This window comes from Pseudomonas sp. SDO5215_S409 (assembly GCF_054071325.1).
Window position 1 is genome coordinate 1 of record NZ_JBSVWN010000005.1, and the last position, 15679, is coordinate 15679.

Genomic DNA, 15679 nt, shown 5'->3' on the forward strand with positions numbered 1-15679 from the left:
CCAGGCCAACGCCTGGAAACTGGTCCCCGCTGGCACCTGCCTGCAAACCCCAAGCGCCACCTCGCCAACCGGCTTTGGCCAAGTGGCGGCCTTCACCGCCAAGTCCTGAACCGCTCAAGTGCCTGGAAACAGGCAATTCGAACTATTTTTCACCGCACGTGTAACGAACATCTTGGCTCTTTATCTAGTGGTGTAACTGGCAACAATGCCCGCTCACCCACCCCGACACTGGAGACACATCATGACCACTAAAACCCGTTCGCTGTCCGCCGCTACCCTCGTCCTGGCCCTGGGTTCTGCCCTGAGCCTGTCCGCCCTGACCAACACCGCCCACGCTGCCGACGACATGCAGAAATGCTTCGGTGTCGCCGAAGCCGGCAAGAATGATTGCGCCGCAGGCGCTGGCACGACCTGCGCTGGCACCTCGAAAGTCAAAGACCAGGCCAACGCCTGGAAACTGGTCCCCGCTGGCACCTGCCTGCAAACCCCAAGCTCCACCTCGCCGACCGGCTTTGGCCAAGTGGCTGCCTTCACCGCCAAGTCCTGAACCGCTCAAGCGCCTGAGTACTGAAGATGACACGTTTGCCTCACTCTCCCGTCTGCCAGACTCAGGCGCCCGGCCTCCCCCGCCGGGCGGGGCTCGGACTCAAGAACGAGCACTTCGCGCACGTGCTTGAGCACGCACCCGATATCGGTTTTTTCGAAGTGCACGCCGAAAACTACATGGTGGCGGGCGGGCCCTTCCATCACTACCTGGGTTTGATCCGCGAACAGTATCCCCTGTCGCTGCACGGCGTCGGCTTGTCCATCGGTGGCGAAAGCCCACTGAACACCGACCACCTCGCGCGCCTGGCCCGCTTGATCGAGCGTTATCAACCCCACTCTTTTTCCGAACACCTGGCCTGGTCCAGCCACGGCCCAGTGTTTCTCAATGATTTGCTGCCCTTGGCCTACGACGATGAAACCCTGACGCGGGTATGCACTCACGTCGACCAGGTACAAAGCACCCTCAAGCGGCGAATGCTGCTGGAAAACCCGTCGACGTACCTGCAGTTCCAGCAGTCCACGCTTGAAGAAACGCACTTCATCAGCGAGGTCATCCGTCGCACAGGCTGCGGGCTGCTGCTGGACGTCAACAATGTGTATGTCTCGTGCGTCAACCATCAGCAAGACCCGATCCGCTACCTCGACGCCCTGCCGCTGCACGCGGTGGGTGAGATTCACCTGGCGGGGTTTGCCGAAGACACCGACAGCCTGGGTGATCGCTTGCTGATTGACGATCACGGCGCGCCCATCGACAACGCCGTGTGGAGTCTCTACCGGCAGGTGCTGGAGCGGATCGGGCCGGTGCCCACACTGATCGAACGTGATAACCAAGTGCCGACCTTTGATGTGTTGCACGCCGAAGCCCGTCAGGCAGACCGCTGCCTGCAGGAGGTTTGCGCATGAGCACACAAGCGGCCTTTACCCAGGCGCTGTTGACACCCGAGCAGCCGTGCCCCCAAGGCCTGTTCAGCCACAACGGCGCTGACCCGGCCAGCCGGTTTGCGGTGTATCGCAACAACGTCCACAGCTCGTTGATCAATGCCCTGACCGCCGCGTACCCGGTAACGTCGCAACTGGTGGGCGAGGCGTTTTTCGGCGCCATGGCCGGGCTGTATGTGCAGGACTACCCACCCACCAGCCCGCTGATCAGCGAGTACGGCGCGGACTTCGCCGATTTCATCCAGGCGTTCCCGCCCGCTGCCAGCGTGGCGTACCTGGCGGACGTGGCGCGCCTGGAACGCCTGCGGGTCAAGGCGTATCACGCGCTCGACCAACAGCCGCTGACTCAGCAGGCGGTGATGGACCACCTGCAACAGCACCCGGACCTGGCCAGGTTGCGCGTGGGCCTGCACCCCTCGTTGTTCACCCTGAACTCGGCACATGCCGTGGTGGCGATATGGGCCGCGCACCAGACACCCGATGCCGTCGCCACCTTTGACCCACTGCAACCGCAAAGCGCGCTGGTGCTGCGTGAGGGCCTGGAGGTGAAAGTCTTCAACGTCGACAGCGGCTCAGTGACCTTTATCAACAGCCTGAACAATGGTTGGCCGCTGGAAATGGCCGTGGCGTACGCCCTGGATACGGCCGCCGAATTCGACCTGAACCCATGCTTGGCACTGCTGGTCGGCCACGGCGCCATTACTCATCTGCACTCCGAACAAGAGGTATCGCCATGAACACTGCACCTGCCTGCGTTATCCGAAGCCTCATCCGCCGCTTCGAACAAATCCCCTACAGCCTGATCGCCTTTCTCGCGCGCTTTTCGATTGCGGCGGTGTTCTGGAAGTCTGGCCAGACCAAGGTCGAAAACTTCGCCATCGACCTGATCGGCGGCACGTTCCAGCTGGGTGTGCCGCAGCTGGCGCCCTCGACCCTGCCGCTGTTTCGCAGTGAATACCATGTGCCGTTGCTGTCCCCCGAAGTGGCAGCGCACCTGGCGGCATTTGCCGAGCATTTTTTCCCGGTGCTGATCCTGGTGGGGTTTGCCACCCGCTTTTCGGCACTGGCCCTGATCGGCATGACGTTGACCATCCAGTTGTTCGTCTACCCCGAGGCCTACCCGACCCACGGCACCTGGATCGCCCTGCTGCTGTTGCTGGTCGCCAAGGGCCCGGGGCTGCTGTCGATCGACCACCTGATCGCACGGCGTTACCGCTAAAGGCGATCCAGCGCTTCGCCGCTGCGCTTGAACCAACCCACCAGGTAGTCGGCCAGTACCTGGGTGCGGCGCGGCAGGCCCCCCTGATACGGGTGCACCAAGTACATCGGCATGCTGCGCGTCTGGTAGTCGCGCAGCAGCCAGCGCAAGCTGCCGTCCGCCAACTGCGGTTGCAACAGGTAGGACGGCAGCCGCGCAATCCCCGCGCCGACCAGCGCAGCCTTTTTCAGCAGGTTGTAGTGGTTGGACGCAAACGCCCCGCTCACCCGCACCCGCAACAGTTCGTGCTGTTGGTGGTACAGCCATTCTTCGCGGCCACGGTAGTGGCTGTTGAGCAGGCAGTTGTGGGCAGCCAGCTCGGCGGGGGTCTGCGGTTCACCGTATTGCGCCAGGTAGGCGGGGCTTGCGCACGTCATCTCGTGCCAGGCCAGCAGCGGCCTGGCCACCAGGCGCTCATCGCCCGCCACTTCCGAGCGCACGGCCAGGTCAAACCCTTCGCGGATCAGGTCCCGGTACTGGTTGTTGAGGTCCAGCTCAACCTGCACCTGCGGATAGGCCCGGGAAAACTCCAGCAACAAACCCTCCAGGAACGTTTCCCCCAACGAAACCGGAACCGTCATACGCACAGGGCCGGCCAAGTCATCCTTGAGCCGAGCCAATGCCTGACGCGCCCGCTCGACCTGCACGCCCAACGCCTGGGCCTGCGGCAACAGCGCCGCTCCCGCCGCCGTCAAGCTCAAGCGACGCGTGGTGCGGTGCAGCAACACCACCGAAAACTGCGCCTCCAACTGGCTGATGCGCTTGGACAACTGCCCCTTGCTACACCCCAATTGCTGGGCCGCGAGGGTAAAACTGCCCGCTTCGATCAGCACCGCAAAGGCGGCCAGGTCATCCATCTCGCTCATCGACTGTTTCCAATTGAAAACCAAAGGTTGCCTATTAGTGCGCTTATCGCCGCAAAAAACCACTCTAGACTGAGCATTCACCTACACATCTGGAGGAAGGCACGATGAAAATCCTGTTGATTGGCGCCAGCGGCACCGTGGGCTCGGCGATCAAGGCCGAGCTGTCCCAACGGCATGAAGTGATCAGCATCGGTCGCACCAGCGGCGACTTCCACGTCGACATCCGTGACAGCGCCTCGATTCGCAAACTCTTCGAACAAACCGGCCGCTTCGACGCGCTGGTATGCGCCGCCGGCAGCGTCAACTTCTTGCCCCTGGCCGACATGAGCGCCAGCGACTTCGACCTGGGCCTGCAAGACAAGCTGATGGGCCAGGTCAACCTGCTGCTGATCGGCCGTGAGTTTGCCAATGACGGCGCCTCGTTCACCTTCACCAGCGGCATCCTCAACCGCGACCCGATCCGCACCGGCGCATCGGCGGCGCTGGTCAACGGCGCGCTGGACGGTTTTATCAAAGCCGCCGCCATCGAACTGCCGCGTGGCCTGCGCATCAACTCGGTCAGCCCGACGGTGCTGGTGGAAGCCATGGGCAGCTACGCACCGTACTTCAGGGGTTTCAAACCCGCGCCGGGCGCCGAAGTGGCGTTGGCCTACGCCAAAAGCGTCGAAGGCCTGCAAACCGGGCAAACGTACATCGTTGGTTAAACTGCACCGGTGCACCGGGCTTGTGGTGCGCAGCAAGCCTGCGTAACGTGGCGGCACTTGCCTGGAGACCCGATATGCGTGCCGCCCGTACCCTTGCCCTGTTCGCCCTGCTGCCCCTGTTTGCCGCCTGCCAGATGTTCGACAGCGAGCCGGCCAAGCCCTCCCTCGCCGGCCTGACGCGTATGCAGGGCGAGCTGACGACACAAGGCGACAAGCTGGTGTTCCAGCCCTGCCACGACCCACGCAACTACGTGATCAAAGACACCGGCGGCACCAGCATCCTGCAGGAAGCCGCAGCCCTTGCAGGCCAGCAAGGGACGTTGTTCGCCGACGTGCGCGGCAAGTTTTCCGGCGTTGCCAGCGGCACCCAGGGCCAGGTGGAGCTGCAACAGGTGTACCGCGTCGAACGAGCAACCTCGGCCTGCGATGACCCGGACTTCAAACGCATGATCCTGCGCGCCAACGGCCACCAGCCCGCCTGGGCGATGAACGTCACCGCCAAGGGCATGGTGCTGGAACGCGAAGGCCAGCCGCCGCTGGCCGTGCCTTATGTGGAAGAACAACTGGGCGACGGCCGCTTCAACCTGATGACCGAGGCCAATAACCAGCACATCGAGCTGTGGGTGGCCCCGCAACGTTGTGTCGACAGCGTCAGCGGCAGCCTGCAACACATGACGGCCGAGCTGCGGGTCAATGGCCAGGTGCAACGGGGTTGCGCGGCCTTCGGCGGGTCGCGCGACGACTGATTCAACCCCGCGTCGTTTTAGCATGACGGGAAACTGCCGTTGGGGCTTATAATCGCCGGTTTGCAAAACAGCCGGCCTCTTTGCCCGCCGCCTACCGGATCCCGTCATGTTACGAATCACCGAACTCAAGCTGCCCATCGACCATCCCGAAGAAGACCTGCGCCCTGCCATCGTGCAGCGCCTGGGCATCGCCAGTGATGACCTGCTCGATTTCACCCTGTTCAAACGCAGCTACGACGCACGCAAGAAATCGTCGCAGCTGTACTTTATCTACACCATCGATCTGCACGCCAACGGTGAGGCGGCCCTGCTGCTCAAGTTCGCAGATGATCGCAACGTCAACCCGGCGCCAGACGTCAGCTACAAGGTGGTGGGCCAGGCCCCGCACGGCCTGAGCGAGCGGCCGGTGGTGGTCGGTTTTGGGCCGTGCGGGATTTTTGCCGGGCTGTTGCTGGCACAGATGGGGTTCAAGCCGATCATCCTTGAGCGTGGCCGTGAAGTGCGCCAGCGCACCAAGGACACCTGGGGCCTGTGGCGTAAAAATGTGCTCAACCCCGAGTCCAACGTGCAGTTCGGCGAGGGCGGCGCCGGGACGTTCTCCGACGGCAAACTCTACAGCCAGATCAAGGACCCGAAATTCCACGGGCGCAAGGTGCTGCACGAGTTCGTCAAGGCGGGCGCCCCGGAAGAAATCCTCTACGTCAGCAAGCCGCACATCGGCACCTTCCGCCTGACCGGCGTGGTGGAAAACATGCGCCAGCAGATCATCGCCCTGGGCGGTGAAGTGCGCTTCGAGCAACGCGTCACCGACGTGCTGATCGCAGACGGCCAGTTGAATGGCGTCGTGGTCGACGGCGGTGAGCAGATTCTGTCCAGGCACGTGATTCTGGCCCTGGGCCACAGCGCCCGGGACACGTTCCGCATGCTCCACGGCCGTGGCGTGTACATGGAAGCCAAGCCATTCTCGGTGGGCTTTCGCATCGAACACCCACAGTCGCTGATCGACGCCGCCCGCCTGGGCAAATATGCCGGGCACCCGAAACTCGGCGCCGCCGATTACAAATTGGTGCACCACGCCAAGAACGGCCGTTCGGTGTACAGCTTCTGCATGTGCCCGGGCGGCACCGTGGTCGCGGCGACCTCGGAGCCCAACCGCGTCGTGACCAACGGCATGAGCCAGTACTCGCGTAACGAACGCAATGCCAACTCCGGGATCGTGGTCGGTATCACCCCAGAGGTGGACTACCCGGGCGGCCCGCTCGCCGGGATTGAATTGCAGGAACGCCTGGAGTCTCACGCCTATATCCTCGGCGGCAGCAACTACGAGGCACCGGCGCAACTGGTCGGCGACTTCATTGCCGGCAAGCCCTCCACCGCCATTGGCAGTGTGGAGCCTTCCTACAAGCCGGGTGTGGCACTGGGTGACCTGGCCCTGGCCCTGCCGGACTTTGCCATCGAGGCGATTCGCGAGGCGCTGCCCGCGTTCGAAAAACAGATCAAGGGCTATTCGCTGCATGACGCGGTGTTGACCGGGATCGAGACGCGCACCTCATCGCCGCTGCGCATTACCCGTGACGAATCGATGCAGAGCCTGAACGTCAAAGGCCTGTACCCGGCGGGTGAAGGCGCCGGTTATGCCGGTGGGATCCTGTCGGCAGGCGTGGACGGCATCCGCATTGCCGAAGCCGTGGCCCGTAACATCCTGGGCCTCAAGGCTTGATGGACTGGGCGGGGGCCGTTGACCGGCGCCCGCCCGGCTCAGATATTGGCGCGCAACACGCTGCTTGGCAGCGCCTCACCCCGCTCGACGCTGGCCGCAACGGCCGCAATCAAGCCCTCTAGCGCGTAACCCTGCCCCGCCAGCCACGTCGAGTCGTAGTACGTGGTGGCATATCGCTCGCCGCCGTCGCACAAAATCGCCACGATCGACCCCGACTCCCCCGCCGCTTTCATGTGCTGCGCCGCAATCAGCGCGCCCACCAGGTTGGTCCCGCTCGACCCGCCCACCTTGCGCCCCAACCGTTGCGCCAGGTAATGCATGGCCGCCAGCGATAACGCGTCTGGCACCTTGACCATTGCATCAATCACATTCGGCAAAAAAGACGGCTCGACCCGTGGCCGGCCAATGCCTTCGATGCCCGACCCGCAGTCCAGGCGCAAGCTGGCATCGCCCGTCTGGTAATAGTCAAAGAACACCGAACGCTCGGCATCGGCGCACAGCACCCGCGTGCAGTGCTGGCGGTAACGCACGTAGCGGCCCAGGGTCGCCGTGGTGCCGCCGGTGCCGGGGCTTGAAATCAGCCAGCTGGGCTCCGGGTGATGCTCAAAGCGCATCTGCTGGAAAATCGACTCGGCGATGTTGTTGTTCGCCCGCCAGTCGGTGGCCCGCTCGGCGTAGGTGAACTGGTCCATGAAGTGTCCGCCACTTTCCCGCGCCAGGCGCTCGGACTCGGCGTAGATCTGCGTCGGGTCTTTGACCAGGTGGCTTTTGCCGCCGTAGAACTCGATCTGCGCGATTTTTTCCAGGGACGTGGTGGCTGGCATCACGGCAATAAACGGCAAGCCCAGCAAACGGGCGAAGTAGGCTTCGGACACGGCGGTCGAACCACTCGACGCCTCGATCACCGGCGCGCCGGGCTTGAGCCAGCCATTACACAGGGCGTACAGAAACAACGAGCGCGCCAGCCGGTGTTTCAAACTGCCGGTGGGGTGGCTGGATTCGTCTTTGAAATACAGCTCGATCCCGGGCAATCCGGGCAGTGGCAACGGAATCAAATGGGTGTCGGCGCTGCGCTGGAAATCCGCTTCGATGACACGAATGGCTTCGCGGGCCCAGGAACGGTGGTCACTCATGATGGGGGTTCTCTAAGAATTTCAGCGCTGATCTTAAGAGGTTTCCTACACTCCACACAGATACAGTAGTGGCTCAATTGGACACACAATTGCCAGGTCTTGGCGCAACGCTGACCCACTCGCCTTCTTATAACAAATAAGAATATAACTTTTGTTTTAACAACTAAGAGTACGGGTTAGGGTAAGCCCCTACTGACCTTCATTGGAGAGCATCCCTTGCCTCTGCGTAGCACGTTCACCCGTTTCTTCCAGCTGGAAGCCGCCAGCGGCCTGTTGTTGATCGCCGCGGCCGCCCTGGCGCTCATCATCAATAATTCGCCGCTGTCGCACCTCTACGCCAGCTTTCTCGACGTGCCCGTGGTGGCACAGATCGGCGCACTGAAAATCGCCAAGCCCTCCCTGCTGTGGATCAACGACGGCCTGATGGCGTTGTTTTTCCTGCTGATTGGCCTGGAGGTCAAGCGCGAGTTGCTCGACGGTCACCTGTCCAAGCCGTCACAAGTGGTACTGCCCGGTGCCGCTGCCATCGGTGGCATGGTGGTACCCGCGCTGATCTATTGGGCGCTGAACAAGGACTACCCCGATGCCCTCGGCGGCTGGGCGATCCCGATGGCCACCGACATTGCCTTCGCCCTGGGCGTGCTGGCCCTGCTGGGCAAGCGCGTGCCGGTGTCACTCAAACTGTTCCTCATGACCCTGGCCATCATCGATGACCTTGGCGCAATCATCGTGATCGCGGTGTTTTATTCCAGCGACTTGTCCGGCGCCTCGCTGGCCGGTGCAGGTGCCTGCCTGATCGCGCTTATCGCGATGAACCGCCTGGGCGTCATCAAGCTGGCGCCGTACCTGATTGTCGGGTTGGTCCTCTGGGTCTGCGTGCTCAAGAGCGGTGTGCACGCCACATTGGCGGGCGTGACCCTGGCGCTGTGTATTCCCATGCGCACCAAAAATGCCGAACCGTCCCCCCTGCTCACCCTGGAACACGCCCTGCACCCGTGGGTGGCGTACGGCATCCTGCCGCTGTTCGCCTTTGCCAACGCCGGGGTTTCGCTGTCGGGGATCACGCTGGAAAGCTTCACCCACCACGTCCCGCTGGGCATCGCCACCGGGCTGCTGGTAGGCAAGACCCTGGGCGTATTCGGCCTGACCTGGCTCGCCATCAAGACCGGCCTGGCCGCCCTGCCCGCTGGCGCCAACTGGGGGCAGGTGTTTGGCGTAGCCATTCTGTGTGGCATCGGCTTTACCATGAGCCTGTTCGTCGGCTCACTGGCATTCGTGCCGGGCGCCAGTGAATACGCCGGTGAAGACCGGATGGGCATTCTGACCGGGTCGATACTTGCCGCCTTGGTGGGTTATGCGGTGACGGCGATGGCCAGTCGTAAGCGAGCGGGTGTTCAGCCTTGAACCTGACGCTGTAATCGGTTTGCCAGATTCCGCCCAATAAAAAACCCCAACCGTCACCCGGTTGGGGTTTTCTGTTTCCGGCGGTTTACCGTTTAACGGGTAACGCGGCTGGTGCCGTCGACGGTCATGATGCGAACGCGGTCGCCGATGCGGAAGACTTCGTTCTCCTGCACCGCCTGCACGTAGGCACGCATGCTGCCGTCGTCTTCACGAACGGTGATTTCAACACCTTGGGTGCGGGTCAGGCCTTCTTCGGTGGCCGAACCCAGCAGGCCGCCAGCGACGGCGCCGATGACCGCGGTGACGATGCTGCCACGGCCGCCGCCGATGGCGCTGCCGCCAACGCCGCCGATGACTGCACCGGCAGCGCCGCCGATTGGGGTCTTGGTACCTTCGATTTTCACCGGACGCAGCGACTCGATGGTCCCCATGCGAACGGTTTGTACACGACGTGCTTCGTCACGGGAGTACGAGTCGCCGGTCAGACTCGAGGCGCAGCCACCCAGAAGCAGAGACAAGGTGGTAAAGCAGGCAACCAGTAATACGGACTTACGCATAGCATCAACTCCAAAGGACAGGTATTCATTAAACGCTTCGGCTTGCCCACCTGTCACGGCATGCCCGGCAAAAAATTGCTTTCATTCAGCCCTAGTACAGACAGGCTGTACCCAAAAACTCGACGAACGGTAATTGCCACATCACGACGAGATTTGTCAGGAAGGACGTCAGCGCAACCGGGCGCACAACGAGAGGGGCGCCAAGAGCGGTTCAGGGCGCCAGACGCTCGCGGGTCCAGTCGGCCCCCTGCAAGCGGTAGTTCAGACGGTCATGCAACCGGCTGGCGCGGCCTTGCCAGAACTCGATGCGCTCGGGCAGCAGGCGGTAGCCTCCCCAGTGTTCAGGGCAATCGGGCTGGGTTTGGCTGAAACGTTGTTCGGTGGCCGTGAGCAAATCCTGCAGCTCCTCGCGGTCGCGAATCACCCGGCTTTGCGGCGAGGCCCAGGCGCCCAGGCGACTGCCCAGCGGGCGCACCTGGTAATAAGCGTCCGACTCCTCCGGCGTCACCTTGACCACCCGCCCTTCTATACGCACCTGGCGCTCCAGGCTCGGCCAGAAAAACGTCATGGCTGCAAAAGGCCGCGCCGCGAGCTGCTCGCCCTTGGCGCTCTGATAATTGGTGAAGAAGGTAAAACCCTGCGCATCCAGGCCCTTGAGCAGCAGGATGCGGCAGTGTGGACGACCGTCGGCATCGACGGTCGCCAGCGTCATGGCATTGGCCTCCACCGGCGGTTGTTCGGTTTTTACCGCATCACCGAACCATTGGTGGAACAAGGCAAACGGCTCGTCCGGGGCCTGGGCCTCGCTCAAACCGTCCCGCGTGTAGTCACGGCGCATATCGGCCAGTGCCTGGGTCATGCAGCGTTATCCTTCTGTTTCAGATAATCAGTTTTTTGCCTGGTCGTTCGACGCAGCCGGAGCCGCGGCCTTGGCCGGCGCAGGTTTCTTGGCGGCAGGCTTGGCCGGGGCCTTTTTGGCGGCGGGTTTGGCCGCGGCTTTCTTGGCCGGTGCTTTTTTAGCCGGCGCGGCTTTTTTCACCACCGGCGCGGGCGCAGGCACGTCCTGCACCGCAACCATTTCAGCCTTAGGCGGGTTGGCCGAGTTGTACTTGCTGAGCAAGGCCAGCATGGTGGTGCGCTGGGTGAACATGATTTCCATGCGGCGGTTCAGGGCACGGCCCTGGTTGCTGTCGTTGGCGGCGCGAGGCATCAGGTCGCCCATGCCACGCAGCATCAGGCGGTCCTGCTTGAGGCCGCTGAGGCTGAAGATCGAGGCGATGGACTGCGCACGCTCTTTGGTCAGGGCCTGGCTTTGCGGCTCGGCGCCATTGGTGTCGACGTGGCCCAAGACCAGCACGGCGGTCTTCGGGTCGCCTTCAACAGCCTTGGCCACACGGGTGAACGGGCCCAGGGTGACTGGCAGCAACATGGCCGGGCGTTTCGGGTTGTAGGAGCCGTCAACCGGGGCAATCACCACCAGTACGTTGTCGCGACGCTCAAGTTGCAGGTTGCTGTCCTTGATCGCGGCGCGCAGGCGCGGCTCGTAGTCGTCCAGCCAGGCCTGGGTAATTTTTGGATCGGGCATTGGCACGTTGGCCACGTCAACCTTGGCCAGTGGCTTGGGCTGGCTTTCAAACGGCCACCACCAGTGGGTAGCGGTATCGGTCTTGGCCACCGGCGCCGCGGCGGCTGGGGCGGCAGCGGCTGCCGGAGCAGGCGTTGCGGCCTTGAGATCGGCTTTCAGGTCAGCCTTGGCATCGTCGCTTTTCGACGAGAACGGCCACCAGCTGGAGCCGGTGTCGGCCTTGGCTACCGGGGCAGGGGCAGCGGCTTGAGCAGGCGCAGCGGCCGCAGCCACAGGTGCGGCGGGCTTGGCTGCGACGGCCGGCTTGGCGTCTGGCTGGGCGGCGGTCTGGCTCACGGCATCCTTGGTCGCCGCCTTGTCCGAGCCAAAGGACCACCAATGCCCGCCTTCGGCATCATTTTGTGGAGTTTGTGCACAGCCAGTAATAGTTAGGCAGAGTGCCAGTGCCAAGGACTTGTTCGATAACATGAGATATCCACAAAATGAGAGAAAAACAGAGGTCTGAATGACCGGTTAAAACAGACGCTTACGGAACATTAAAGTTACCTATTTTGCCCAACGTCTTTTGTAAGTGCCTTTTTAACAAAAAAACACCAGACAGCAAGCTATTTACAGACAACCGGCCAATATTCTTGCCAACTTCTGCGCCCGTGGATCCATAAGTACGTAGGGCCCCAGCGTATGGGTGACAAATCCAAAGGCAACATCATGTTCCGGGTCGGCAAACCCCACCGAACCGCCCGCCCCTGGGTGCCCGAACGCCCGTGGGCCAAGGCCGAAGGTGGCATTGGGCACCTGGGGTTGATCCAACATGCAACCCAGGCCGAAGCGGGTTTGTGTCAATAAGGTTTTATCCATGCCGATGCTGTGTTCACGCGTCAACTCTTCAAGCATATCGGCTTCCAGCAAACTACCGTCGAGCAGTGCGCTATAAAACCCCGCCAGACTTCGTGCATTACCGTGACCATTGGCCGCCGGTTGCTGCATACGCCGCCATTCGGGTTTATTAGTGCTGGTCAGAATAGACGGCGGGTTGGTAAATGCGCGGGTCGTCATCGCCTCAGGCTCACGCATTGTTACTTGAAGTAAGCGCTGCGCCGCTTCATCGCCCATATTGCCTTTGCCCCGGGCGATATGCGCGACGCGGTGAAACTCTTCATCGGCCAGACCCACATGAAAGTCCAGCCCCAAAGGCCGCGCCACCCGCGCCACGATGGACTCACCCGGCCCACGGCTGTCGGCCCGGCGCAACAGCTCGCCCACCAGCCAGCCATAGGTGATGGCCGCATAGCCATGCCCCTGCCCCAATGGCCACCACGGTGCTTCGCTCGCGAGCGCGTTGACCATCAAGGGCCAGTCGTAGAGGGCGTCGGCGGGTAACATCTCGCGCAAGGCTGGCAGCCCGGCCTGATGGCAGAGCAGGTGGCGCAGGGTGATGGCCTCCTTGCCTGCCGCGGCAAATTCGGGCCAGTAGCGGGCCACGGGCACATCGAGCTGCAACTTGCCTTCGGCCACCAATTGCAGGGCCGTGACCGCCGTGAAGGTCTTGGTGCAGGAGAACAGATTGACAAGGGTGTCGGTGTGCCAGGCCTCGGCGCCGTCCTTGTCGGCGGTGCCGGCCCACAGGTCGACGACGGTTTGCCCGCCGATCTGGATACACAACCCGGCACCACGCTCCTGAGGGTCATCGAATAACGCAGCGAAGGCGTCTTTCACTGCTTCAAACTGAAGTTCGTAATGACCTTGAATCTGCACCTGAATCCCCTCGCAAAACCACCGCTAAACGTGGCCGACATTGTTCCAGCCCTTGGCGGGTTTGGGAACCCGCGTGTGTCGATCAAGCGCCGTCAATGGCCCTTGCCGGAATGCCCACCTTCATGCCCGGCGCCTTTGCCGGAGTGCTCGGCATTGCCGCTACCGCCCGCGTGCGCGGGGGCTATCGCCTGGGCTTTTTCCGCTTCCTTGCCCAATTGCTCGACCGTGGCCAGGTTGCTTTTGCGCACCGCCTCGACAAACCCCTGGTAAGGCACATCGGTAATCCCCACCAGGCCGAAATGGCCGTTTTCACCGTCCAGCAGGCGACCGGTCACCGGCTGGTCCAGGTACTGGAACCAGTGCACACCGACAATCGACGGCTCGGCCAGGGCCTGCTTGAGGAAATTGGCATAGGCCGCGCCGCGGTCTTCTTCACGCGCCAGCGGGGTCGGGCCGCCCCAGAACGGCCCGCGATCGGTCGAACCCACGTTGAACTCGGTGATCAGCACCGGCTTGTCCAGCGCCCGCAACGCGGCAAAGTCGTAACCGTCCTGCGGTTTCAGGGTGTACAGGTTAAAGCTCAGCACGTCGCAATACTGTGCGCAGGAGGCCACCGCCTCCGGGGTGCTGACGGCATAACGACCGCCCAACAGCAGTTGGTTGGGTGCGTGCCATTTCAACGCGTCGGCGATGGTTTTGAAGTAGGCGTCGGCAAAGGTCTTCTGGAAGTAGCTGAAGTCCGCTTCGATTTCCGGGTGCTGCGCATTCGGCATCGGCGGTACGAACCCCGGGTCTTCCATCAACTCCCACGCAGGCAGGTCGATGCCCCAGGCCTTGGACAGGCCCTCCTGGTTGCGATACTTGTCGCGCAATTGCTTGAGGAACGCACGCTTGGCCGGTACGTCGGTGGTCATGCGCAGCGTGCCGTAGGCCAGGGCGTAACGGGATTTGGGGTCATCACCGGGGCCCGCCCAGGCCAGTTCGTTGTCGGCGAAATAACCGATCAGCCAGGGGTCGTCGCGATGGTCACGGGTGGCGATGGCCACGGCCCGCTCGGCGGCCATGGCAAAGCGCGGGTCGAACGGGTCGGGCATGCCGCCCCACCAGTCGGTGCCGGTACTGATGCTGGCGTAATCGCCGACGATCGACAGGGGCAAGGTGTACGGCACGCGGTCGGCATCGCCCAGTTTCGGCTCGCTCCAATTGCCCAAGGTGTTGAAGCCCCAGGCTTGCAGGCGGTCCAGGGTGTGGCTCACCCAGCGTTTCTGGTCAAAGCCCTGCGGTGCACACGGCGCATCCGCCACGCAGGGCTGGCCGTAGGTGCGTTGCAGGTTGGCCCCGTAAAAGTCGTACCAGCGCCCAGCATTAAAGTGGCGTCCTTGATCGGAGCCATTGCCGCTGCGGCTGTCATCGCTGCCGTAATACCGGTCAAACGGCTCGCCCGACTTGGGCAGCGCCGCAAACATCCACTCGCGCCCCGCGACATACGTCTGATTGTCGTCGGCCGCCACGGTGTTTACGCCCAGGGAATAGAACGGGTGCCCCTCGGGGGTGACCAGATACCAGCGCCCGTCGCGTTTTTCGGTGCGAAAGAAACCACTGGCGTCAAACGCAGGGCCTTTGTTCCAGCCGCCAAACCTGTCCAGCGACGCCTTGTCCCGCTCGGCAAGCCAGCCCTTGAGCTGCTGTTGCTCCTTGGCGGCGGCCGTCTTCAACTGCTCGTCGCTGCTGACTTTTTCCGGCCAGCGCGCGCGGGTGGACTGGCCGTAAGCGTCGACCAGCCCGGTGTAGGCGGCCTTGAGCACCGGTTCGCTGTCCTGCACGCCAAACCGCTCGAGCAAAATGCTCTGCGCAACCGCGGGCTTGATCATCGAAATCGTCACCGACACCACCTGGCTGCGGTCAATGTCACCTTCGCTGCTGGCCAGCAGCACGCGCTGGCCCTCAACGGTGACCGGCATCGGCGGCCCGGCCTTCATACCTTGGCTCAACGGCGTATTGGCTTGCAGCGGCACCAGCAAGGTTTGCGCAGGGCCGGCCGGCAAGTCGATGCGACTCAACAGGGTCTTGCCGTCCTGGCTCTGAACTTTCACGTATAAGGTCAGCGCCCAGTCCATGGCGCTTTGCAGGCGCAGGCTCAGCGCGCCAGCCTGCGACCAGTCCAACACGCCGCTTTGCGGGCTCAACACCAGGCTGGGCTCGGCCGCCGGGTTGAAGACGATCCGGCGCAGCACTTCGCCTTCCGGGGTTTGCTCGGCGTTGTATTGAGGCAGGCTGGCGTCCTGGGTCGCGACCTTGACCACATCGGTCGGCCTGACAAAGTTGAACAGCGTCTGTTGCCCCACCGGCGCTGCCAGCAACGGCGTGGCGAACAGCAGGGCAAAAAGGGCGGGCAGCGTGCGAATCATGTGAACAAAAGTCTCCCTGAAGGCCGGTGAATGGCCTGATGACGTCAAGCAATGCGCA

At 62.8% G+C, this 15679-nt stretch carries 15 protein-coding genes and 1 pseudogene; 9 read left to right on the top strand and 7 right to left on the bottom strand.

Annotated features, from left to right (window positions below; translation table 11 throughout):
* From ACW9H9_RS03825 to ACW9H9_RS03845, 5 genes and pseudogenes are all read left to right on the top strand, one after another.
* Positions 1 to 109 (top strand): annotated as a pseudogene (locus tag ACW9H9_RS03825) (DUF2282 domain-containing protein); the annotation flags it as partial.
* A 132-nt stretch (positions 110 to 241) separates the two neighbouring features.
* A complete protein-coding gene (locus tag ACW9H9_RS03830; protein WP_457341880.1) occupies positions 242 to 547 on the top strand; it encodes a BufA1 family periplasmic bufferin-type metallophore in 306 nt (101 codons plus the stop codon).
* A 26-nt stretch (positions 548 to 573) separates the two neighbouring features.
* A complete protein-coding gene (gene bufB / locus ACW9H9_RS03835) occupies positions 574 to 1449 on the top strand; it encodes an MNIO family bufferin maturase (RefSeq protein WP_457341879.1) in 876 nt (291 codons plus the stop codon).
* Positions 1446 to 2222 carry an HvfC/BufC N-terminal domain-containing protein gene (locus ACW9H9_RS03840; RefSeq protein WP_457341878.1) on the top strand — a complete coding sequence of 259 codons (777 nt, stop codon included), beginning with the start codon at positions 1446 to 1448 and terminating at the stop codon, positions 2220 to 2222. The genes bufB and ACW9H9_RS03840 overlap by 4 nt, the downstream gene beginning before the upstream one ends.
* On the top strand, positions 2219 to 2704 hold the full coding sequence (locus ACW9H9_RS03845; protein ID WP_457341877.1) for a DoxX family protein: 486 nt from the start codon (positions 2219 to 2221) through the stop codon (positions 2702 to 2704). The genes ACW9H9_RS03840 and ACW9H9_RS03845 overlap by 4 nt, the downstream gene beginning before the upstream one ends.
* Here ACW9H9_RS03845 and ACW9H9_RS03850 read toward each other — a convergent pair.
* The gene (locus tag ACW9H9_RS03850) at positions 2701 to 3609 is read right to left on the bottom strand and encodes a LysR family transcriptional regulator (protein ID WP_457341876.1); all 909 of its coding nucleotides are present in this window, start codon (positions 3607 to 3609) and stop codon (positions 2701 to 2703) included. The two genes, ACW9H9_RS03845 and ACW9H9_RS03850, sit on opposite strands and share 4 nt — an antisense overlap.
* A 104-nt stretch (positions 3610 to 3713) precedes the next feature.
* Here ACW9H9_RS03850 and ACW9H9_RS03855 point away from each other — a divergent pair, with 104 nt between their 5' ends.
* The 3 genes from ACW9H9_RS03855 (at position 3714) to ACW9H9_RS03865 (ending at position 6779) form a co-directional block, all read left to right on the top strand.
* The gene (locus ACW9H9_RS03855) at positions 3714 to 4313 is read left to right on the top strand and encodes a short chain dehydrogenase (RefSeq protein ID WP_457341875.1); all 600 of its coding nucleotides are present in this window, start codon (positions 3714 to 3716) and stop codon (positions 4311 to 4313) included.
* 74 nt (positions 4314 to 4387) lie between these two features.
* The gene (locus ACW9H9_RS03860) at positions 4388 to 5059 is read left to right on the top strand and encodes a COG3650 family protein (protein ID WP_457341874.1); all 672 of its coding nucleotides are present in this window, start codon (positions 4388 to 4390) and stop codon (positions 5057 to 5059) included.
* 106 nt (positions 5060 to 5165) lie between these two features.
* Positions 5166 to 6779 carry an NAD(P)/FAD-dependent oxidoreductase gene (locus ACW9H9_RS03865; RefSeq protein ID WP_457341873.1) on the top strand — a complete coding sequence of 538 codons (1614 nt, stop codon included), beginning with the start codon at positions 5166 to 5168 and terminating at the stop codon, positions 6777 to 6779.
* A gap of 38 nt (positions 6780 to 6817) precedes the next feature.
* On the opposite strand, the gene ACW9H9_RS03870 is transcribed toward ACW9H9_RS03865, so the two are convergent.
* Entirely contained in the window at positions 6818 to 7915 is a 1098-nt protein-coding gene (locus tag ACW9H9_RS03870; protein ID WP_457341882.1) for a PLP-dependent cysteine synthase family protein, read from the bottom strand.
* A 213-nt stretch (positions 7916 to 8128) separates the two neighbouring features.
* Between ACW9H9_RS03870 and nhaA the strand changes: the two genes are divergently transcribed.
* Complete coding sequence (nhaA, locus tag ACW9H9_RS03875; RefSeq protein WP_457341872.1) at positions 8129 to 9316, top strand: Na+/H+ antiporter NhaA; 1188 nt, start codon at positions 8129 to 8131, stop codon at positions 9314 to 9316.
* 92 nt (positions 9317 to 9408) lie between these two features.
* Here nhaA and ACW9H9_RS03880 read toward each other — a convergent pair whose 3' ends face one another.
* The 5 genes from ACW9H9_RS03880 to ACW9H9_RS03900 all read right to left on the bottom strand — a co-directional run bounded on the left by ACW9H9_RS03880 (position 9409) and on the right by ACW9H9_RS03900 (position 15621).
* On the bottom strand, positions 9409 to 9873 hold the full coding sequence (locus ACW9H9_RS03880) for a glycine zipper 2TM domain-containing protein (RefSeq protein ID WP_457341871.1): 465 nt from the start codon (positions 9871 to 9873) through the stop codon (positions 9409 to 9411).
* A gap of 211 nt (positions 9874 to 10084) precedes the next feature.
* The gene (gene pdxH, locus ACW9H9_RS03885) at positions 10085 to 10732 is read right to left on the bottom strand and encodes a pyridoxamine 5'-phosphate oxidase (RefSeq protein ID WP_457341870.1); all 648 of its coding nucleotides are present in this window, start codon (positions 10730 to 10732) and stop codon (positions 10085 to 10087) included.
* A gap of 27 nt (positions 10733 to 10759) precedes the next feature.
* Complete coding sequence (locus ACW9H9_RS03890) at positions 10760 to 11926, bottom strand: OmpA family protein (protein WP_457341869.1); 1167 nt, start codon at positions 11924 to 11926, stop codon at positions 10760 to 10762.
* Positions 11927 to 12067: 141 nt separating this feature from the next.
* On the bottom strand, positions 12068 to 13213 hold the full coding sequence (locus ACW9H9_RS03895; RefSeq protein ID WP_457341868.1) for a serine hydrolase domain-containing protein: 1146 nt from the start codon (positions 13211 to 13213) through the stop codon (positions 12068 to 12070).
* Between the two features lie 92 nt (positions 13214 to 13305).
* Positions 13306 to 15621: a beta-galactosidase gene (locus tag ACW9H9_RS03900; protein WP_457341867.1), complete on the bottom strand. Its 2316-nt coding sequence runs from the start codon at positions 15619 to 15621 to the stop codon at positions 13306 to 13308.
* Positions 15622 to 15679 lie beyond the last annotated feature (58 nt).